Below are 19,418 nucleotides of genomic sequence, written 5' to 3' on the forward strand. Positions count from 1 at the left end.
GGATGGCAACCAAGAAGACCCGCACCTCGATCGCGACCATCGTCGTCGCCCTCGTCATCGGCGCGCTCGTCGCCCTCGCCGGCAGTGCGAACGGCGCCACGCTCGGCGGCATCCCGCTCTTCGCGATCGCCGTCGCCGCCGCGTTCGGCATCCAGGTTCTCGTCTACATCCCGTCGGTGATCGCGCGCACAGAGCGTTTCTTCGACCTCACCGGCGCCGTGACCTTCACGCTCATCTCGATCGGGCTGTTCGTGCTTTCGCCCGGCGCCGACGTGCGGAGCGGAATCCTCGCCGCGATGGTGACGCTGTGGGCGGTACGGCTCGGCTCGTTCCTGTTCCTGCGCATCCGCCGCTCGGGCGCCGACGACCGCTTCGATGACATCAAGGGCGATCCGGTGCGGTTCCTGCAGGTCTGGGTGATCCAGGGCGCATGGGTGAGCCTCACCGCATCCGCCGCCTGGATCGCGATGAGCGGCACCGCGCGCGAGCCGATCGGCTGGCTCACGATCGTGGGAGTGCTCGTCTGGGTGCTCGGCATGACGATCGAGGTCATCGCCGACGCGCAGAAGAACGCCTTCACGGCGGATCCCGCCCACTCGGGGCGATTCATCGCGTCGGGTCTGTGGTCCCGCTCACGGCATCCCAACTATTTCGGCGAGATCGTGCTCTGGATCGGGGTGTTCCTCGTCGCCGCGCCGGTGCTGTCGGGCTGGCAGTGGATCGCCGTCATCTCGCCGCTCTTCGTGATCCTGCTGCTCACCCGGGTCAGCGGCATCCCCCTGCTCGAGGCGAAGGCCGAGCGGAAGTGGGGTGGCGACGACGACTATCAGGCGTACAAGCGGCGCACTCCCGTGCTTCTCCCGCGCCTGTCTCGGAGCGCCTGAGCGGGCGCCCCGCGGGGCGCGATCGCGGGCCGGGTCAGCGCGGGGCGAGTCGGTCGCGCGAATGCGGCCCGGGTCAGCGATCGAGCAACTGCTCGAGCACGCGGATCACGCCGTGGTCGCGGTTCGACGGGGCGCGATGGCGGGCTCGCGCCAGGACGTCGGGGTGCGCGTTCGCCATCGCGTAGGAGTGCTCAGCCGCATCCATCATCTCGAGATCGTTGAGGTAGTCGCCGAAGACGACGGTCTGCGCCGCGGTCACCCCGAGGGCGGTCTGCAGTCGCCGGAGCGCCTCGCCCTTGTTGACGCCCGGGTTCATCACGTCCACCCAGTGCTCACCCGACACGACGACCTGCAGCGAGCTGCGGAAGCGCTCGAGTTCCGGCGCCACCTCGGTCTCGGCGTTGCCGAACACGAAGACCGCGATCTTGATGATGTCGTCGTCGACGGCGCCGAGGTCCGACACCGGGGCGAGCTCGGCGTAGTAGCGGTCGGCTTCGGCGCGGAACGCGGCATCCGTCCGTTCGATGTACGCCGAACGCTTGCCGCACAGCACGACGCCGGCGTCGACCGTGAGCGCGCGGGCTGCCGCGAGGACGTCGGCGACGACCGCGGGCGTGAGCACATCCGAGCTGATCTCCTCGTCGTGCTGCACGACGTACGTTCCGTTCTCGGCGATGAACACCATGTCATCGCCGTGGGCGCCGAACTCTCGCCGCAACGTCGCGTACTGGCGGCCACTGGCGGGGGCGAAGAGGATGCCGCGCTCTCGCAGCCGGTCGAGCATCGGCCACAGCCCCTCGGGCACCTGGCCGTGCTCGTCGAGCAGAGTGCCGTCCATGTCGACGGCGACGAGCCGCAGGTCGAGTCGGTCAGCGAGCACGGGAACGGATGCGGATGCGGATGCGGTCACCCCTCCATCCTCCCCCGCCCGGGGCGCCTGCTCCGCCGCGGCTCAGGCCGGGACCTCCGCCGGGAGGGGCGGCGCGGCACTCGCGTACGACCGTGACAGCCGTCGGTACGGCGGCGACATCAGGGCGAGCAGAACGAGCACGAGCATCACGAGGCTCGCGAGCACGAACACCAGCGCGATCCCCCGCGCCTCGCCGTCACCCAGCAGCCACCCCCAGGCGTTTCGCCCCGCATCCGTGTTCATGTACGGGATCAGCCAGAACTGGGCCAGCGGTCCGATCATGAATGCCGAGATCGGCGACGCGGCCGATTCCACGCTGGCGGCGAACCCGAACACCCGACCTTGCGTTTCGAAGGGGACGACCCGCTGGATGACGGTCTGCTCCGCCGCTTCCGCGATCGGCATCAGCGCCATGAACACGAGCATCCCCGCCGCATACAGCCACCACCATTCGCGGATCGCGAAGGTCAGGCCGAGCACCGAAACCCCGACGTTCACGAGCAGCAGGGTGCGCACCGGATTCTTGCCGAGCCCGAACTTAGCCACGAGCCCGCCGCCGATGATGAACCCGATGCTGGTGATCCCGAGCACGACACCCCAGATCTCGACCGAGAAGAGCGTGAGTCCGTAGGGGTCCATGAGTGCCATGAAGACGCCGCCGACGAGGTTGTTGAGCGTCGTGAACAGAATGAGCGGCATGAGTCCCGGAACCGATCGGATCGCCGGAATGACGCCACGGAACGAGATCTTCTTCGGCGCGGCGTCGGGATCGCGCAGCACACCGCGTTCGGGAATGCGCACGAACAGCAGGTGCACGAGCGCGACCGCTGTCGCCGCGATCGCGATGAAGACCGTCGGCCCCATCCCCAGCAGGCCCACCGACAGCCCGGAGAACACGCTCGTCACCATGAAGGCGACGCCCTGCACCGTGCCGACGAGCCCGTTGGCACGGTCGCGCCGGTCTGCCGGGACCAGCAGCGTGACCGTCGTCGACAGCGCGATGTTGCGGAGGTTCTCGACCACACCGCCGATCAGGATCACCCCGGCGAAGACCCAGAACCATGGCCCGCCCCAGTCGATGAGCGTCGATTCGGGGAACGCGAGGAACAGCGCCCCGGCGGCGAGATAGGTGACGAGCGTAATCACGCTCGAGAGCACCATGACGGCCTTCTTCTTCAGATGGTCGACGATCGCCCCGAACACGACTCCGAAGACAGCGACGAGCAGCATGTAGCTGCCGCCGATGATCGAAGTGGCGAGCACGTTCCGCGTCTCGAGGTAGGCCCAGAAGGTGAGGGCGAACCAGAGGTAGCTCGTCGTGACGTTGGCGATCAGCGTGTTGACGAGCACCTGGTAGAAGTTCCGGATGGTCGCGGGCCCGGGCACGGGCGCGTCCGATGCGACGGTGCGCGCGGGCTCGGTCATGAGGGGTTCCGATCGGCGAGGGGCTGACGCGACCATCATCGCGCGGGCGTCCGACATCCGCCATGCCCCGTGCCCCACCCCACCCCACTCGCGTGTCACAATCCGCGGCCCGAGGCGACAGATCGCGCCACCTGAGCACGCCCCCAACTCCGCGCTCGAGCCTGAACCCGCCCCCACCCCGCTCACGTATCGCAATCCGCAGCCCGGGGCGACAGATCGCGCCACCTGAGCCCACCCCCACTCCGCTCACGTGTCGCGATCCGCAGCCCGGGGCGACGTATTGCGCCACTTGAGCACGCCCCGCGCCGCGCTCGAGCGCGAACCCGCCCCCACCCCGCTCACGGGGCCGGTCACTCGGCAGCACCGGCATCCGCCGAGAAATCGACATCGGAACGAACGCGACTGGACAGGTGTCGGGACTTCGCCGGCAGCCGGGACCCGGCCACCCTCACCGCGTTACGGTGATCGCGCGCCTCGCATTCGTCGAGGAGCGAATTTCCCAGGAATCGTACCGAGCACGACTCGGCGCGAGACGAACTCGGAGGTCGATCATGCCGTTTGTGACCACAGAAGATGGCGCAGAAATCTTCTACAAGGACTGGGGCAGCACCGACGCCCAGCCGATCATGTTCCACCACGGATGGCCACTGTCCTCCGACGACTGGGACGCCCAGATGCTCTTCTTCCTCTCGAAGGGTTACCGCGTCATCGCCAGCGACCGCCGCGGTCACGGTCGTTCGTCGCAGATCGGTACCGGCCACGACATGGACCACTACGCCAGCGACGCATCAGCGGTCGTCGAGCACCTCGATCTCCGCAACGTCATCCACATCGGGCACTCCACCGGGGGCGGGCAGGTCGCGCGCTACGTCGCGAAGTACGGCGAGCCGCAGGGCCGTGTCGCGAAGGCGATCCTCGTCTCCTCCGTGCCGCCGCTCATGGTGCAGACCGACGCGAACCCCGACGGAACCCCGGTCTCGGTCTTCGACGGATTCCGCAGCGCGCTGGCCGCGAACCGCGCCGAGTTCTACGTCGCCGTCGCCTCGGGGCCGTTCTACGGCTTCAACCGGCCCGGCGTCACGCTCTCGCAGCCGGTCGTCGACAACTGGTGGCGTCAGGGCATGACCGGTAGCGCGCTGGCCCACTACGAGGGCATCAAGGCGTTCTCCGAGACCGACCAGACCGAAGACCTGAAGGCGATCACGGTGCCGGTTCTGGTCACGCAGGGCGACGACGACCAGGTCGTTCCGTACAAAGATGCCTCGCTCAAGCAGGCCGAGCTCCTCCCGAACGCGACGCTCAAGATCTACGAGGGATACCCGCACGGGATGCTGACCACGCACGCCGACGTCATCAACCCCGACCTGCTCGCCTTCATCCAGGCGTAAGCACGCCGACCGCACCATCACACGGCGCATCCGGGAACATCCCGGATGCGCCGTGTCGTGTGTCCCGCCTCCGCAGAGCAGATGTGCTCTGGCGATAGCGAGGCCAGTCGTCCGACGACTGCATCATTCGGAGATCTCGATCACGATCCTGTTGTCGCCGTCGATGACCCCCGGCCCCTTGTCGGGCGTCGGTGCCGGGACAGGAATCATCTGCTCGGCTTCCCACGCGATCCGCGCGTTGTGAGCGGACGGGTGGAAGAGCTCATCAAAGCCGAGCAAACCGGCGGATGAGGGCGCGCCAGCGTCGCCTGCACGATGGCGCCAGCGCGTTGCGATTCCCACCACCCCGAAGACGATCGGGATGGCGAGCACAACCACGATCGCACCCCAGCCAAGAAAGTCGTCCATGTCTCCCAGGTTAGGAGGAGCATCTTGGCTGGGCCTCCTTCGCTAGATGGAGATCTACGGACCGGTTTCGCAGCACTTAGGACTCTCGCGGGCCCACGGACCACGTGAACGGCCTCGGCCGCTGCGCGGGACCGACGCGGATGGATGTCCAATGACAAGCCATCAGTAGTTTGTGTCAACGATGTTGTGGCTGAGTCTGGAGGAACTCGCGGCACCTGCAACTGAGGCGCCAATCGCCCGGCGCGGTCGCGCGCCATTAGACCTGTAGTTCGTCATCGAAGCTTGGATCCGCGGAGTGGAGTCTGCGCGCACCTTGGACCTGGGAAGCAGACTCGCGCTCGGCACCGCGAGGAGCCGACGACAATCGTCTTGCCGTCGACTATGCAAACATCTGGCGCAGCACTTTGAGATCGCCAGTCTCGAGCGCATCGGCGATCAGGTCAGCGTCGGCTGAGTTGGGGAACAGCGCGGATAGCTCGCCTTCGAAGATCTCGCGCATCGCGCCGACGTCGCCCGCTTGCGCGGCGGAACTCATCGCTTCGACAGCCAGCTGATATGGGATCTGCTGATAACCAGCGGGGGCGTCAGCCGGGTTGAAATACGGGATCCAGGGGATGGAGCTGTCTGGGGCGAGCAGAAGCACCTCGCCAGGTTGAATCGTTCGAGTGTGATTGAGGGTGGCGATCGTCAGAGCATTCGCAATACAGAATCTGTCACCGATCGAATACAGCGCGTCACCGGCCTCCACGGTGTACGTGAGGATCTGACCTTCTTCACCTAGGCCTACGGTCCCCGCCGCGAAGTCGCTTGCGCCGCGGTCGATGAGATTACCGCTGAGGCTCGCACTCATCGCACCGAGATGCATCCAGGCGGGCTCATCGCAGCCGGGCGGACTGTCCTTCGGAATGGCGGTCCCACCCCCGACGTACACGTAATCGTCGCCCAGCTCGTCGATCATCTTTTCACCGAGTGGGTCGTCTGCCGACGCAACCTCAGGTTCTTCCTCTTCAACTGGAGCGAAGACCCTCCATGACGACAGCTCACCATGCACGGCAGCAACGGCTGGTGCAGCCAAGACGACGAGCCCGCCCACGACGAGAACTGCGATCCCCGCAGTGACCTTGCCAGCGAGCTTCATGACATGACCGTAGCGGATTCGATTGAGGCCGCGACAGGTTCGGTCTGCGCTTCTCGTACTCTCTAAGTGTGTCGGCTGCACCTGTGACAGCAATTGCGGCTGAGGGCAACCCGCCGCCGCTGCCGCGCAGAGGTCGACGCATCGTTCTCTTGGTCGCCGGAGCGAGCCTTCTGTGCGCCACCGCCGCGCTCGCGATGCTGTTGCTCGTCTCTACAGCATCGGATGGCGAGACCTCTGTGCTAATCGGCACTCTCGATTCGGACCGACTCGCCGCTCTTGCGCTTGGCATCGCTCTCGCCGCTCTCTCAGTCGGACTGTGCGTCATTCCAGTAGGTAGGGCTTGGCTCCTCCTGCTCATTCCTGCCCGCATCATAGCCATCGGTGCCACCGCGCTAACCGGGGCCATGTGGATACTCACTTCCTCGGCAACCGTCGTGCCGCTGGTGGCCGCGGGCTGTGAAACCGGATACGTAGTCGAAGAGGAGTCGTTTCTTTTCGCGGCGTGGGGGACTGTGTACCGGCGGGATGGTCTGCTGGTCACCGCCGTCGACCAGTTCACCGCTGATGACGGTTACCACCCCTTCGCGGACGGCGCGTATACCGTGGTCGATACGGGCGATTCACTCGACGTCTGGTACAGCTTCGCCTTCGACTACTCGGCAACGCCGGTGTCCGCCGACGGCGACCCTGCGTTCACGGTCCCGAAGCTCACCGACCGCACGCTTTCTTGCGGGGTCAGCACAGGCGCACGTACGCCTATCCCTCCAGCCCCCGCAACGCCGACCTACGACGCGGATGAGGCACGAGCGGGCCTCCAGAACATGATCGCGGCGTCATTGGAGGCAGCGGTCGGCCCGGTGCGCGACTCTTCAGGGGGGCTACTCGACCCCGCTGAGCTCTCAGTAGTGGCGACCGCGTGCGGGGAGGACGGTTCCCGAAGTGGGCTCGGGTTCACATTTGCGACCGCGGATAACGGCTCCTCGCTGGCACGAATCCTCCAAGTCTGGGATGCCGAGGGCTACTCCCCAGACCAAGCCATGCAAGAGGACATCCGCTACAGCGACGCGTTGCCGGTGGAGAAGATGAGCATCCGCGACTCCACAACGATCGATGGACTAATTCACATGCAGCTCTCGTCTCAGTGCAGCGTGGACTGAAGTCTCAGTCGGGCTGCGGTCGACGGTTGATTAGCACGCTGTTCTTGGGCGCGGCGAGACCGGGTGTGAACGGGCGGATCTGGATCCGGACGGTGCTGAGGTGTCGGAGCAGGCAACTGCGGTGACGATGCGAGCTGGCGATGAGTGCCTTTTCGAGGGCGGCGGGTCGCTTGTTGTGGGTCCTTTGGCGCATGCCGAATGCGGCTTCCACGGCCGCTTTGCCTCGTGACACGATCGGGACTGCTGCACGAGTAGGTGACAGTGGGTTTGTCACCTACTCGTGCAGCAGTCCCGAGCGCTCGGCGGAGTAGAAAGCGTGCGGCAGTGTCCGTGCCCCGCCATAGGATCACGCCATGCGAGTCGAGGGAGAGCGGGCGCAGGTGCTCGTCACAGTGAAGGCAACGCCACAGCCTTCCGCGAGCTATGGCGACACATCGTGCGTCGCGGGCATCCGGATCGACGGCGATGCGCCGACCTGGATTCGCCTCTATCCGATCGCGTTTCGATGGCTCGACGGCGAGTCTCAATTCGCGAAGTACGACGTCATCGAACTCGAAGTGCGCCGCCGAGACTCCGACACCCGGACGGAGAGCTACTCCCCCGCCCAGGACTCGTGGCACAAGATCAACCACCTCCGGCCAGGCAAGTCGCGCCACCAGGTGATCGGCCGCCTCCCGGTGACCACGACCTGCGAGCTAATGACCGCCGCATCCGCAGACCCGGCGGCGACGTCCCTAGGACTCGTTTACCCAGCCGACGTGGACCGACTCGAGTTCGAGCCTCACCCGAAGTGGACGCCGGAACAACTCGCGAAGATGCAGGACCGCATTCTCAAGGAGTCAACGGCCCTCATTCCAATGAGCGGCTCCATACCCTCCGTGTTGAAGGAGCCAGCGTTCAAGGTTCGCTACCGCTACCGCTGCGAGAGCACAACCTGTCGTGGACACCAGGGCCGAATCCTCGACTGGGAACTGACGGCCCTGCAGAACCGGCTCCGCCACGACGGGAAGGACGTCAAGGCTGGCGTGACAGAGAAGTTCCTGGATCAGATGTTCGCCTCGGACCGGCGGACGGGGTTCTACATGGGCAACTTCGAACTCGCGGCCCGCCGCGGCAAGTTCAGCGTGTTGGGCGTGTACTGGCCGAAGGCAGAAGACGCCGTCGCTCCCCAGCCGGCACTCTTCTAGCGCGAGACGAGATCGCGATCGCGGATCCCCCGCACCTGCTCGAGCACCTGCTCGCGGTGGCAGTGCTGCTCGTCCGCTTCGTAGCAGAAGACCGCGACGGGCCCCGTTCGAGCGAGATCGGCCAGCTCCTCCAGAGCCTTCCTTGCGCCCTGTGCTTCGAGTTCCGCTGTGAACCTTTCGCGGACCTGACGGGCGAGCGGGGAGTCGAGCTCGCCATAACCAGCGCGGTTGTCGCGCTGGTTGCCCAGCACCGGCATGTGGACGTACGCGATGCCCGCCTCCGCGAGAGCGGCCGCGAGAGCACGCTTGCTGAATCCACGTTTGCGAGAGATCGCGTTAAGTCGCACGTCGACGAGCGTCGCTACTCCGCGAATACGCAGCTTCGAGACTAGAGCGTCGACGGCCTGCCCCTCGTATCCGATTCCTTCGATGCTCACGTCTCGTTCCTTCCGATGACGCAGGCGGTGCTGGGCTACGCGACACCGACCGCTGCAGTAGAGCGCGTCACTGCGCGCTGCGAAGCCGCGCCCACAAGCCGCGCATATCCGATTTGGCGACCGCCGCGCGCGAATCTCGCGAGCCACAGCCGTCGACAGCGTCGTCAACTCACTCAACGATAGAGTCGCGACATCTGTCATGTAACAGATACTAACCGTTACATCACTCAAACGACTCGTACGCTGGTGTCGTGATTCACCTTGTCGCCCGCCGGATCCGACTCGACCAGCGCGACCGCGTCGCAGCTTCGCTAGGCGAGGTCGACGGCCCGCGCCGCGCAGAAGCACTCGAGTCGCTCGCGGCGGAGGGCGTCGCCCATGAGACGGCGATGCTTATCGACACCGGCGACGGGCCGGTGATCGTCCACGCGATGGAGACGGAGGACCTGGTCGGATCCAGGTCGGTGACAGACCAATCCCCTCGACCCATCGATGCCGAGCGCCGGGCCGTCATGCGCGCTGCCGACGACGGGCCCGCCCGCGCAGAAGTCGTACTGGATCTGCGACCTGCTTGACCTCCCGAACTACAGATCGGTTGGCAGAAACTACAGGTCGTCTGTCAGAACCACAGAATCGACGGCAGAAACTACAGCTGGGTTGTCATCGGACAATGGATTCGGGCGAACGCGAGCACATGATCACAAAAAGATAACGACACCTCTTCCCTTCCGTTATCTTTCCGTTATATAGTCATCGAACGGTGATCGTTTGCTGTGGCGGTCACCGACATGTGATTGCAGGACAACTCTTGGTGCAGAGGGAATAGGGCCGGTCGAAAGCCTCTTCGACCGGCCCTTCTTCTTGCCCGGACGACGGCCATGTCGGCACTCCGGCCGCGGACTGCGCAGACGCCGGCGGCAACGCAAGCGGTCGTCGAAGCCCGCCTCGTCCCGCAGGCTGGACGAGTGACTGCCGCCACCGACATCCTCACCTACGACCTCGACGCCCTCCGCGATCGCGTGATGCCGGAGACCTCGGGAACCGTGTCCGACAGCATCCCGCAGCTCGCACATGCCGATCCGGACCTCTGCGCGATCGCCGTGGTCACGATCGACGGCGAGCTGCGGACGACGCCGGATGCGGATGCGCCGTTCAGCATCCAGTCGGCGGCGAAGCCGTTCCTCTTCGCACTGGCGCTGCACGACACCGGTCGCGCGGCGCTGGGCCGGGTCGGTATCGAGCCGACCGGTGAGGCGTTCGACGCCATCAAGCTCGAGAGCGGCACGGGCCGGCCGCCGAACCCGATGGTGAACGCGGGCGCGATCCTCACGAGCTCGATCGTCGACGGGGGCGATGTCGATGCGCGCACCGAGCGGATCGTCTCGGGCCTCTCCGCCTTCGCCGGCCGATCACTGGAGATCGACGACGACATCGCTGCCAGCGAGCATCTGCTCGGCGATCGCAACCACGCCCTCGCGCACCTCATGCGCGCGGAGGGCACGCTGCAAGTCGACGCCGACGAGGCGATCCTCGTCTATGCCCGTGCCTGTGCGGTGCTGGTCGATGCAGAAGCTCTCGCGACGATGGGCGCAACCCTCGCGGCGGGCGGGGTGAACCCCCGCACCGGCGAGCGCGTCGTCTCTCGCGAGGTCGCCCGCGACGTGATCTCCGTGATGGCGACCTGCGGCGTCTACGACGGTTCCGGGCGTTGGATGCGGGAGGTCGGGGTGCCCGCGAAGTCGAGCGTGTCCGGTGCGATCGTGCTCGCCGCGCCGGGCGTGCTGGGCGCGGCGGTCGTCAGTCCGCCGCTGGACGAACGCGGGACCAGTGTGCGCGGCCACCGCGTGAGCGACCGGCTCAGCGCCGACCTCGGACTGCACTCCTTCGACGTCTGAACGAGGTCATCGACCGACCGGGGAGAAGCGCGACCGACGCGAAGACGGCGCGCACCCTCGGTCATCCGCCCATCCAACCAGGGCGTCTGCGAGAGGGATACCCGGGCGCTCCCGCGTCTATGACGCGTGCGGCGCGACGGCGCGCGCGAGGGGGCCCGCCATCCATCGCTCGATGTCTCGGTCCGACCTCAACCGCACCACCGACAGGCCGGGCATATCGGCATCGAGCTGAGGAATGCGATCGCGATACTTGTGCCGCGTCGATACCGCCCACCGGACGATGTACTCCGGGTCGGTCACGATCCGCCGGAACGGTGGTTCGATGTTGCCGTTCCAGAGCACTTCGCGTCGCACGCGCCGACGCACGGTGCGGCGCACCACACGCGGGAACGTCAGGGTCCAGAAGGGCAGATCCAGCCACACCAGCACGTCGGCGTGGGCCGCGAGCAGCGGCCGCGCGGCCGCGTACTGCCACTCGGTGACCCACGCATCCTGAACCACGAGTCTGTCGACGTCGCCGAGGAACGTCGGGCGCGGGGTCCAGTTCGGCCCGTGGAAGAGCGCGTCGATCTCGATGTGCGGCACTTTCGCGACCTCGGCGATGCGACGCGCGAGCGTCGTCTTGCCGACTCCGGCCACCCCCGCCACCACGATGCGTCGCGGCCGGAGTGGGATCGGATCGACGGCCGTCAACACGTGACGATGCTACGGCGAAACCCACGAGGTAGCTCCGCCACGCTCGGGTCCACGAAGGCGCCGGGCCGATTTCTTATGCATCCGCGGAGCCGAAGCTATGCGTCACCAAAGAATCACGAAAAGATAACGGCGCGCCCTTCCGTTCCGTTACCTCGCCGTTATACAGTTCAGGAACGGTAGTTGTTTTGCTGTGGCAGCTACCGACATGTGATTGCAGGACTCTCTTGGTGCAAAGGGACAAGGGCCGGTCGGAAGCCTCTCCGACCGGCCCTTACTGCATCCATCGCAGGCCGCTCGGCGAAGGCAACGCCGGCCCGGTCTCAGACCCCGCCGCCTCCGCCGCCGCCCCCGCCCCCGCCGGCCGAACCGCCGCCGGTGGACCCGCCGGTCGTGCTCGAGGACGCCATCGCGCTGGCCGACAGCGACCCGATCCCGGACGAGAACGCCGAGGCGTTGAATGCGGCCGCGCCCGCGTACCACGCGGGCGAGACGCCGTCGCCGTAGAGGTCGGCGAGACGCGCCGCCCACTCCTTCTCCTGGCCGAACACGACCGCATATGGGAGCAGCGGCTCGTAGATCTTCAGCACCTGCGCCGGATCGCCCGTGTCGACCGGCGTGCGTTCCGCGCCGCGAGGGGACTGCAGCATCCGGATGCGGTCCGCCTCCGCCCAGGCGATGAACTCGCGCAGGCCCTCGAGGTGATCCCGCGCTTCGGCGCCGCGCACGCTCAGCGGGCGATGCGCGACGACGATGCCGAGCACTACGGCGAGCAGCAGAGCGAGCACGAGCAGCGTGACCGGCAGCGCCGGCGAGACGAACGCGAAAAGCGCCGCGATCCCGAAGCCGAGCGTGGCGAGCGCGCCGATGCCGACCAGCACCGCGGGAATCAGCCGGGTGCCGGGTCGCACCGCGCGGTAGTACCCGTCGTCCTTGAGGTGCCCCGCGGCCCATGCCAGCAGCTTCTGCGCGGTCGACGACAGGCGCGTGTCGGTCGACCCGAATTCGAACTCGGCGCCGGGCGCCGCATCCGCCCCGAAGATTCCGTCGAGCAGCTGGGCGCCGTCGCCGTCGGCCCGGGACCGGTCGACGAGCACGGCCCGGAGCTTGGCGCCCCGCCACCGCGAGGACTCGCCCTCTTCGATGCGGATGCTGCCGACCACCGCCTGCTCGAGCACTTCGGCCGGGATGGCCTTCGAGGTCTTGCCGAGCAATACGGCGCCCGTCAGGGCATCCACTCCGGCGGGCGGCTCGTACTCGGCGATGATGACGCTCCGCCCGGGGGCATCGCGGAGAGCCCGCATCCGCACAACGATCCCCCACGCGAGGCCGATCAGCAGCACGAGGAACGAGCCGGCCTGCCACCAGCCCCAGGGCGACGCGAAGTAGCCCGTGTCGTAGAGCACGAACGTGTCGCGCTCGAAGCCGACGGCCACGGTCACGGTTTCGTGGGGAGCGACCCCGGATGCGGACGCCACCGCGACCGCGTCGTCCGGGTTGCGGTCGAGGTCGATATCGCAGGTGCGATCCTGCTCGCCCTGCGTCCCGATGTAGCAGGCGGAATCGCCCGTGAGCGCGCCGGCGAGCTCGGGGGCGACGTGCACGGTCGCCGTGATGCGCCCGAAGTCCTGCGGCCAGTCGACCCCGTTGACGTCCCAGTAGAACTCGTCGGCATCCGTGTTCGGGAAGCGCCAGGTGACGTTCTCGAGGTCGTAGGTGAACACGTACACCTGCGTGCCATGCACGAAGTCCTCATCGGCCGACGTCATCGTGAAGGCGCCGTCGTCGGTGTCGGTCTCGACCGGGCGGGGAGCGCCGTCGCCATCCGTCACGGACACCAATTCCGGATGCAGCGGCTGCCCGTTGTACGTGGTCGGGATCGCGCGTCGCATGCCGTGGTTCTGGTCAGCATCCGGGAACTCCGCCGTGAACGTCTCGACGACCCGCAACCGACTCGTCCCGTCGTCCGCACGCGTCAGCGTGTAGTCGGCGTCGAGACTCGTGAAGGTGAAGTCGTTCAGCGCATCGTCGTCATCGTCGGCGGATGCGGGCGCCACCCCCACGCCCCACACGAGCAGCAGGGTCGCCGCGGTGGCGAGAAGATAGCGAACCAGGGCGTGCGGCATCCGTCGCTCCGTCATGCCGACAGCCTAGGTCGCCGATACGCTTAACCGCATGACCGACCGCCGCCTCGCCATCGATGCCTGGGAGAGCCTGTTCCGCGCCCAGCACGAGATCTTCGGCGAGATCAGCGCGGATTTCGAGGGCACCGGGCTGCTTCAAGGCGAGTACGACGTGCTCCTCACCATCACCCGCGCACCCGAGATGACCACCCGGCTGCGCGATGTCACGCGCAACATGCTCATCAGCCAGCCGAGCGTGTCCCGGCTCGTCGACCGGATGGTGGCACGCGGCCTCGTGCGCAAGTGCGCCGATCCCGAAGACGGCCGCGGCGCCCTCGTCGCCGCCACCGAAGAGGGCGCGCGCACCTTCCGGTCGATCGCCGCGGTGCACGGCCGGTCGATCGCCGAACGGATGGCGGCGCTCGACGACGACGAGCTACGCACCCTGCTGGCGCTGACCGAGAAGCTGCGCCCCGCCTGCGAGTGACGCCGTTGCTCTGAGTCGTCACGAGATTCGGAGATGTCGCGAGATTCGGATGCTGACGCCCGATCCGGCCCGAATCCCGTCGCATCTCCGAATCTCGCGACGCGACAGCGACGCGCAGGCGGAGCGAAGCGGCCGCCCGGGAAAAAGACAAGACCCGGGATGCAGACGCATCCCGGGTCTTCACTGTCTCAACACAGTGTGCGCCCGAAGGGACTCGAACCCCTAACCTTCTGATCCGTAGTCAGATGCTCTATCCATTGAGCTACGGGCGCTCGTGCCGCGTCCGAACCGGCGCGCGGGCACTAGGAGAGACTACCCCAACCGCGAGCGCGTCGCGAATCGAGACGGGCTTCGCGGTCAGTCCTTCTTCGGGTCGGCGCGGGTGCGGTCCTTCACCCGACGACGATGCGCCGCGAGCCGTGGCAGATCGACGAGGCGGAGGCTCTGCATCCGAGCCTGCCGCATCTGCGCGTAACCCGGTTCGAGGTCGGGTCGCGCCGCTTCGATCCGCAGCGTGCTGTCGATGTTGCGAGCGACTTCAGACCACGCGGCTTCTCGCGCGGCCTCGACCAGCGCGACGAGTTCGTCGGTGTCTTCGGCGCGTTCCCGAAGCTCCTGTGCGATGCGCTCGGACTGCTTGCGCCGGCGGCGCAGGTTCCGCACGTCGCGGCTGCGGTAATCGTGCGTGCCATCCGAATCACTGAAGCGCCGGCGGGCCAGTTTCCGCTCGCGCTCCGCCCGTTCCGCATCCGCTTCCGCCTCGGCGGCCAGCGCCAGCAACGTCTCTTTCGCGTCCGGAACGAACCGGTCGGCGTCGAAGCCTTCGCCGGCGGAGAGGATGTCGACCAGGATGCGGTTCTTCAGCGCGAGTCGCGTGGCCGCCGCGGCGATGTACAGCCCCTCGGCGACGATATCGGCGAGGCTCGGACGGGGCGACAGCTTCGCGCGCACAGCGCTCAACGCACCGCGCGCGACCGACTCATCCTCATCTTCGGGCACGACACTCCCCTCGCATCGATCTTACCCGCGAGCCCCCGACACGCCCCGGGTGAGCCGAGATCCGCGAGCACTCCGACGCGAGCGCTCAGTCGCCGAGCGCGCTGACGACCGCTGCGATGCGCCGGGCACGGGTCTCCGCGGCCTTCGCCCCCTCGACGGCGACCACATGGGCCTTCCGCCGGCTCGGCGCGAGCGCGTCGAACGCGGCCCGCACCCCGGCCCCATCGAGCGCCCCCGCGAGATCGGTCGGCACCTCGACCTCGCGCGGTGCGGTATCGAGGTCGATGTCGACGGCGATCGGGTCGCCGCCCGCGATCCCCGTCGCGGCACGCTTGTCGGAACTGAACGGCACCAACGACAGCCCGTTCATGACGCCGACCGTCGAGCGGTACTCGTACCCGTTGACCGTGATCCGCACGGCCGGGCGTTTCCCGGCCCCGAGCGCCTCGATCACGTGCGCCGGCACCTCGACACCGGTGTTGTTCCCGAACTGCGACAGGGTCGTCTCGAAGCGCATCGGCACAGTATGGCGGGCTCCCGCCGCCCCCGGAATGCATACCGCTCCGCGCACGCGCAAGCCCAGGATCCGGCCCCGACCGGGGCAATACGTTCGGGCCAGCCGGATGGTGCTCACAGGGATGATTCAGCCAACTCACATCCATTCGGGCCCTCGGTCCGAATACATGGTGCGGCATTCGTCGCTCACACTGCATCAATCAGAGAGGACGAACATGAGCTCTTCACCGAACCGGATCGTCGCGACCATCTTCGGCGCGGTCTATCTGCTCGTCGGCGCACTCGGCTTCGCCGCCACGAGTGGCGTCGACTTCATCGCCACCGAGGGTGGCCTGCTGCTGGGCATCTTCGAGGTCAACCCGCTGCACAACATCGCGCACCTGCTCATCGGAGCGGCACTGCTCGTCGCCGGACTCTCGTCCGTCCGCGGCGCCAAGTCGGTCAACGTCACGATCGGCGCGGTCTACCTGCTGCTCGGCATCGTCGGCTTCTTCCTCGCCGGCACCGCCGCCAACATCCTTGCGCTGAACACGGCTGACCACTTCCTGCACCTCGCGAGCGCCCTCGTGCTCCTGGGCGTCGGACTCGGCACCGAGCGCGGCTACCGCGACACGCGGACGGCCGTGGCGTGAAAGAGGACGTCGGCTTCACCCGGTCGTGGCCATCGCTGGCCGCGGTCGGTGCGGGGCTGATCCAGCTCGCCATCGCGGCGGGCGTCGTCACCGGGGCCGGAGGCGAATCGCGCGCCACCGGCCCCGGTGTCCTGGCCGCAGTGCTGCTGGTCCTCGGACCGGCAGCACTCGGCTGGGCCGCGTTCTCCCTGACCCGCGGCCGGATCGTCGGTCCGCGACTCGGGATGCTGGGAGCCCTGGTTTCGATCCTCGTCCTGACGGCCATGCTGATGGTCGAGCCTGCCCGCACGAGCATCCTCGCGGTCGGCGTCGCCGTCGGGATGCTGGTCGTCGTGGGCGTTGCGTGCGCCCTGCAGGCACGGCGCACCGCACGAGCGACCGATCCGACGGCAGCGCCCCGCACCGCCCGCGCGAGCGCGATCGGTGTGCTGATCGGGGCCGCCGTCGTCGGCGCCCTCGTGACTCCCGCACTCGCGTCCACCGAGGCGGGCCAGCTCGCCCCGAGTCACAGCGAGCACATGGTCGACCCGGGCCACGGGCACTGATCGGCCAAGGCCCGCCGTCATCCTGACCTCGGCCCCGGACGACCCGCGAGCGATCCCGCTCAGATGGCGGCGATACGCCACCCCGCGTCGACGGACTCCCCCGGTCCCACCACGAGAAGCCCCGTGTCGAACGGGTACGCGGATGCGTGGAACGCATCCGGTGCGCAGGTCATCGGCTCGACGGCCAGGCCACCGCGATGCCCCGGCCCGCGCGTCGGCAGGTCGGCCGTGTGCACCTGCACCCAGCCGCACGCGGCATCCCACGTCATCGGCAGGTCGGCCGTGTGCACCTGCACCCAGCCGCACGCGGCATCCCACGTCATCGCCACGCCGGAGCCGTCCGCATCCGTCACCCGCACGGTCGCGATGCCGTCGCCGTCGCGACGAAGCCCGGTGTAGGCGTGATCGATCTCGGCGTCCCCAATTGTCCGCGGGATGCGGTAGTCGAACCGTGCGGGGTCATCGGCGTCCACGGCGCGCAGCTCCGTCGGGATGAGACGGTCGGGCGTCACGTGCAGCACGTCCGCCGCGGGCAGCTCCAGCGTCCAGTCGTCGACGGTACCGGCGCCGGCCACCAGGTACGGATGCGGACCGGTGCCGTAGGGCGCCGCCGCATCCGATTCGTTCGTCGCGCGCACCGTCTGGGTGAGACCGTCGGCATCGAGCGAGAAGCGCGTCTCGATCCGGATGCGCCACGGGTAACCGGATTGCGCCTCCACGACCGCGCTCACCGTCACGTGGTCGGGGCCCTTGTCGATCGCCTCGAAGTCGAGCCACGCGGCGAGCCCGTGCAGGGCATGGCCGCGGCCCGGCTCGGTGAGCGCGAGTTCGTACTCCGTGCCGGCGAACTCGTATCGGCCATCGACGACGCGATTCGGCCAGGGCGCGAGCGTCGCACCGCGGTAGGCGGGACGCACCTCGTCGGCCGCGAACGGCACGACCAGGTGGCGTCCGTCGAATGTGAGGGTGCGAAGCGTCGCCCCCACGCTCGAGATGGACGCCTCGTACGCACCCGAGCGCAGAACGTGCGGGGTGCCCGAGAGCGGAATGCCGCCCATCACAGCCCCTGAGCGAGGCGGTAGTACGCCTGGTTCCAGCGCAGCTCCCGCTGGAAGTCGCGAACCGTCGTCGACTCGTCGATGACGACGAGCTCGGTCTTCGCGATGTCGGCGAAGTCGCGGAACACCTCGATGCCGACCGCGGTCGACATGACGGTGTGGTGCGCCGCGCCGGCGGCGAGCCAGCAGGCGGCAGAGGTGGCGAAGTCGGGGGCGGGCTTCCAGATCGCGCGGCCCACCGGCAGGTTCGGCAGGTCGGGAGCCTCGACGTTCTCGACGACGTTGGCGACGAGCCGGAACCGATCGCGCATGTCGCTCATCGCGACGACGACCGCGGGCCCCGGGTCGGCGGTGAAGACGAGGCGCACCGGGTCGTCCTTGCCGCCGATGCCGAGCGGGTGGATCTCGAGCCGCGGCTTCGCGGTCGTGAGCGACGGAGCCACCTCGAGCATGTGCGCGCCGAGGATCTTCTCGTCTCCCGCGACGAGGTCGTAGGTGTAGTCCTCCATGAGGCTCGCACCTCCCGGCAGGCCCGCCCCCATGACGTTCGCGACCCGCACGAGGATCGCTGTCTTCCAGTCCCCCTCCGCGCCGAAGCCGTAGCCCTCGGCCATCAGGCGCTGCACCGCGAGGCCCGGGAGTTGCGTCAGTGCGCCGAGGTCTTCGAAGCTCGTCGTGAAGGCGCCGAAGCCGCCCTCCTCGAGGAACGAGCGCAGCCCCACCTCGATCGCCGCGCCGTCGCGCAGCGACGAGTGCCGCTCCCCGCCGCGGCGGAGCTCGTCGGCGACGTCGTACTCCGCCTCGTAGACCTCGATGAGGGCGTCGATCTCGGATTCGGATGCGGCGGCCACCGCATCCGCCAACTCGTTCACACCCCACGTGTTGACCTGCACGCCGAACCGCAGCTCAGCCTCGGTCTTGTCGCCCTCGGTGACGGCGACGTAGCGCATGTTGTCGCCGAACCGGGCGAGTTTCAACGTGCGGGCGGCGGTCCACCCGGCAGCGGCGCGCTCCCAGTCCTCGATCTGCTGGCGCACGACCGGGTTCGACACGTGCCCGACCACGGTCTTACGAGCCACGCCGAGACGCGTCTGGATGTATCCGAACTCGCGGTCGCCGTGGGCGGCCTGGTTGAGGTTCATGAAGTCGAAGTCGATGTCGGCCCAGGGCAGCTCGACGTTGGCCTGCGTGTGCAGGTGGAGGAGGGGCTTCCGGAGCGCGTCGAGGCCCGAGATCCACATCTTCGCGGGGCTGAACGTGTGCATCCACGCGATCACGCCGATGACGTCGTCGCGCCCGTTCACCTCGAGCGCGAGACGGCGGATGGAGTCTGAGTCCTTCAGCACCGGCTTCCACACGACGGTGACGGGCAGCCCCTCGAGGCCGGCGACGACGGCCTGCGACTGCTCGGCGACCTGGCGGAGCGTCTCCTCGCCGTAGAGGTTCTGGCTACCGGTGACGAACCAGACTTCGTAGTGGTCGAGCGAGGTGGACAACGGGGTGCGAGTCATGACGGTTCTCCTTGCGCGGATGCGG

Annotated in this window: 20 protein-coding genes and 1 tRNA gene; 9 read left to right on the plus strand and 12 right to left on the minus strand. The window is 67.8% G+C overall.

What is annotated here, in order from left to right; all coding sequences use genetic code 11:
* Positions 1 to 2 precede the first annotated feature (2 nt).
* Entirely contained in the window at positions 3 to 884 is an 882-nt protein-coding gene (locus tag LMI96_RS07590; protein ID WP_228361051.1) for a DUF1295 domain-containing protein, read from the plus strand.
* A 73-nt stretch (positions 885 to 957) separates the two neighbouring features.
* Here the strand turns inward: LMI96_RS07590 and LMI96_RS07595 are convergent, their stop codons facing one another.
* Complete coding sequence (locus LMI96_RS07595) at positions 958 to 1,794, minus strand: Cof-type HAD-IIB family hydrolase (protein ID WP_308015753.1); 837 nt, start codon at positions 1,792 to 1,794, stop codon at positions 958 to 960.
* A gap of 42 nt (positions 1,795 to 1,836) precedes the next feature.
* Positions 1,837 to 3,219 carry an MFS transporter gene (locus LMI96_RS07600; RefSeq protein WP_267059338.1) on the minus strand — a complete coding sequence of 461 codons (1,383 nt, stop codon included), beginning with the start codon at positions 3,217 to 3,219 and terminating at the stop codon, positions 1,837 to 1,839.
* A gap of 551 nt (positions 3,220 to 3,770) precedes the next feature.
* On the opposite strand from LMI96_RS07600, the gene LMI96_RS07605 reads away from it, so the two are divergent.
* Positions 3,771 to 4,607: an alpha/beta fold hydrolase gene (locus LMI96_RS07605; RefSeq protein ID WP_228361052.1), complete on the plus strand. Its 837-nt coding sequence runs from the start codon at positions 3,771 to 3,773 to the stop codon at positions 4,605 to 4,607.
* A gap of 123 nt (positions 4,608 to 4,730) precedes the next feature.
* Here the strand turns inward: LMI96_RS07605 and LMI96_RS07610 are convergent, their stop codons facing one another.
* Together LMI96_RS07610 and LMI96_RS07615 are read right to left on the minus strand one after the other, a co-directional pair.
* Positions 4,731 to 5,015, minus strand: a complete 285-nt coding sequence (locus LMI96_RS07610; RefSeq protein WP_228361053.1) for a hypothetical protein — start codon at positions 5,013 to 5,015, stop codon at positions 4,731 to 4,733.
* Positions 5,016 to 5,394: 379 nt separating this feature from the next.
* Positions 5,395 to 6,153 carry a LysM domain-containing protein gene (locus tag LMI96_RS07615; RefSeq protein ID WP_223722485.1) on the minus strand — a complete coding sequence of 253 codons (759 nt, stop codon included), beginning with the start codon at positions 6,151 to 6,153 and terminating at the stop codon, positions 5,395 to 5,397.
* Positions 6,154 to 6,221: 68 nt separating this feature from the next.
* Between LMI96_RS07615 and LMI96_RS07620 the strand changes: the two genes are divergently transcribed.
* Positions 6,222 to 7,310, plus strand: a complete 1,089-nt coding sequence (locus LMI96_RS07620; RefSeq protein WP_228361054.1) for a hypothetical protein — start codon at positions 6,222 to 6,224, stop codon at positions 7,308 to 7,310.
* A gap of 353 nt (positions 7,311 to 7,663) precedes the next feature.
* Positions 7,664 to 8,497 (plus strand): hypothetical protein, encoded by an 834-nt coding sequence (locus tag LMI96_RS07625; RefSeq protein WP_228361055.1) that lies wholly within the window; start codon positions 7,664 to 7,666, stop codon positions 8,495 to 8,497.
* Here the strand turns inward: LMI96_RS07625 and LMI96_RS07630 are convergent.
* Entirely contained in the window at positions 8,494 to 8,934 is a 441-nt protein-coding gene (locus tag LMI96_RS07630) for a DUF488 family protein (protein WP_228361056.1), read from the minus strand. The two genes, LMI96_RS07625 and LMI96_RS07630, sit on opposite strands and share 4 nt — an antisense overlap.
* Positions 8,935 to 9,185: 251 nt before the next feature.
* Here LMI96_RS07630 and LMI96_RS07635 point away from each other — a divergent pair, with 251 nt between their 5' ends.
* Positions 9,186 to 9,509: a DUF6176 family protein gene (locus tag LMI96_RS07635; RefSeq protein ID WP_228361057.1), complete on the plus strand. Its 324-nt coding sequence runs from the start codon at positions 9,186 to 9,188 to the stop codon at positions 9,507 to 9,509.
* Positions 9,510 to 9,899: 390 nt separating this feature from the next.
* Positions 9,900 to 10,829, plus strand: coding sequence for a glutaminase A (gene glsA, locus LMI96_RS07640; protein WP_228361058.1), 930 nt, complete (start codon positions 9,900 to 9,902; stop codon positions 10,827 to 10,829).
* 117 nt (positions 10,830 to 10,946) lie between these two features.
* On the opposite strand, the gene LMI96_RS07645 is transcribed toward glsA, so the two are convergent.
* A complete protein-coding gene (locus tag LMI96_RS07645; RefSeq protein ID WP_223722479.1) occupies positions 10,947 to 11,525 on the minus strand; it encodes an AAA family ATPase in 579 nt (192 codons plus the stop codon).
* Between the two features lie 320 nt (positions 11,526 to 11,845).
* Positions 11,846 to 13,663 (minus strand): DUF2207 domain-containing protein, encoded by a 1,818-nt coding sequence (locus LMI96_RS07650; protein ID WP_228361059.1) that lies wholly within the window; start codon positions 13,661 to 13,663, stop codon positions 11,846 to 11,848.
* A 34-nt stretch (positions 13,664 to 13,697) separates the two neighbouring features.
* On the opposite strand from LMI96_RS07650, the gene LMI96_RS07655 reads away from it, so the two are divergent.
* The gene (locus LMI96_RS07655) at positions 13,698 to 14,132 is read left to right on the plus strand and encodes a MarR family winged helix-turn-helix transcriptional regulator (protein WP_223722477.1); all 435 of its coding nucleotides are present in this window, start codon (positions 13,698 to 13,700) and stop codon (positions 14,130 to 14,132) included.
* A gap of 199 nt (positions 14,133 to 14,331) precedes the next feature.
* Here LMI96_RS07655 and LMI96_RS07660 read toward each other — a convergent pair.
* From LMI96_RS07660 to LMI96_RS07670, 3 genes are all read right to left on the minus strand, one after another.
* A tRNA-Arg gene (locus LMI96_RS07660) sits at positions 14,332 to 14,404 on the minus strand.
* 85 nt (positions 14,405 to 14,489) lie between these two features.
* Complete coding sequence (locus LMI96_RS07665; RefSeq protein ID WP_223722476.1) at positions 14,490 to 15,131, minus strand: asparagine synthase; 642 nt, start codon at positions 15,129 to 15,131, stop codon at positions 14,490 to 14,492.
* An 85-nt stretch (positions 15,132 to 15,216) separates the two neighbouring features.
* Complete coding sequence (locus LMI96_RS07670; protein ID WP_228361060.1) at positions 15,217 to 15,648, minus strand: YdeI/OmpD-associated family protein; 432 nt, start codon at positions 15,646 to 15,648, stop codon at positions 15,217 to 15,219.
* A gap of 214 nt (positions 15,649 to 15,862) precedes the next feature.
* Here LMI96_RS07670 and LMI96_RS07675 point away from each other — a divergent pair, with 214 nt between their 5' ends.
* Positions 15,863 to 16,279: a DUF4383 domain-containing protein gene (locus LMI96_RS07675; RefSeq protein WP_223722474.1), complete on the plus strand. Its 417-nt coding sequence runs from the start codon at positions 15,863 to 15,865 to the stop codon at positions 16,277 to 16,279.
* Positions 16,276 to 16,824 (plus strand): hypothetical protein, encoded by a 549-nt coding sequence (locus tag LMI96_RS07680; RefSeq protein WP_223722473.1) that lies wholly within the window; start codon positions 16,276 to 16,278, stop codon positions 16,822 to 16,824. Before LMI96_RS07675 ends, LMI96_RS07680 begins: the two co-directional genes overlap by 4 nt.
* 59 nt (positions 16,825 to 16,883) lie before the next feature.
* On the opposite strand, the gene LMI96_RS07685 is transcribed toward LMI96_RS07680, so the two are convergent.
* Complete coding sequence (locus LMI96_RS07685) at positions 16,884 to 17,882, minus strand: aldose 1-epimerase family protein (protein ID WP_228361061.1); 999 nt, start codon at positions 17,880 to 17,882, stop codon at positions 16,884 to 16,886.
* Positions 17,882 to 19,393, minus strand: a complete 1,512-nt coding sequence (araA, locus tag LMI96_RS07690; protein ID WP_228361062.1) for an L-arabinose isomerase — start codon at positions 19,391 to 19,393, stop codon at positions 17,882 to 17,884. The genes LMI96_RS07685 and araA overlap by 1 nt, the downstream gene beginning before the upstream one ends.
* Positions 19,394 to 19,418: the final 25 nt, after the last annotated feature.

The sequence above is a fragment of the Microbacterium sp. cx-59 genome, assembly GCF_020805625.1.
Classification (GTDB): domain Bacteria; phylum Actinomycetota; class Actinomycetes; order Actinomycetales; family Microbacteriaceae; genus Microbacterium.

Excerpts from the sequence above, each read along its gene's own strand:
- LMI96_RS07590 (WP_228361051.1), top strand. The coding sequence starts at position 3 with ATGGCAACCAAGAAGACCCGCACCTCGATCGCGACCATCGTCGTCGCC.
- LMI96_RS07600 (WP_267059338.1), bottom strand. The coding sequence starts at position 3,219 with ATGACCGAGCCCGCGCGCACCGTCGCATCGGACGCGCCCGTGCCCGGG.
- LMI96_RS07605 (WP_228361052.1), top strand. The coding sequence starts at position 3,771 with ATGCCGTTTGTGACCACAGAAGATGGCGCAGAAATCTTCTACAAGGAC.
- LMI96_RS07610 (WP_228361053.1), bottom strand. The coding sequence starts at position 5,015 with ATGGACGACTTTCTTGGCTGGGGTGCGATCGTGGTTGTGCTCGCCATC.
- LMI96_RS07615 (WP_223722485.1), bottom strand. The coding sequence starts at position 6,153 with ATGAAGCTCGCTGGCAAGGTCACTGCGGGGATCGCAGTTCTCGTCGTG.
- LMI96_RS07625 (WP_228361055.1), top strand. The coding sequence starts at position 7,664 with ATGCGAGTCGAGGGAGAGCGGGCGCAGGTGCTCGTCACAGTGAAGGCA.
- LMI96_RS07650 (WP_228361059.1), bottom strand. The coding sequence starts at position 13,663 with ATGACGGAGCGACGGATGCCGCACGCCCTGGTTCGCTATCTTCTCGCC.
- LMI96_RS07655 (WP_223722477.1), top strand. The coding sequence starts at position 13,698 with ATGACCGACCGCCGCCTCGCCATCGATGCCTGGGAGAGCCTGTTCCGC.
- LMI96_RS07670 (WP_228361060.1), bottom strand. The coding sequence starts at position 15,648 with ATGCGCTTCGAGACGACCCTGTCGCAGTTCGGGAACAACACCGGTGTC.
- LMI96_RS07675 (WP_223722474.1), top strand. The coding sequence starts at position 15,863 with ATGAGCTCTTCACCGAACCGGATCGTCGCGACCATCTTCGGCGCGGTC.
- LMI96_RS07685 (WP_228361061.1), bottom strand. The coding sequence starts at position 17,882 with ATGGGCGGCATTCCGCTCTCGGGCACCCCGCACGTTCTGCGCTCGGGT.
- araA (WP_228361062.1), bottom strand. The coding sequence starts at position 19,393 with ATGACTCGCACCCCGTTGTCCACCTCGCTCGACCACTACGAAGTCTGG.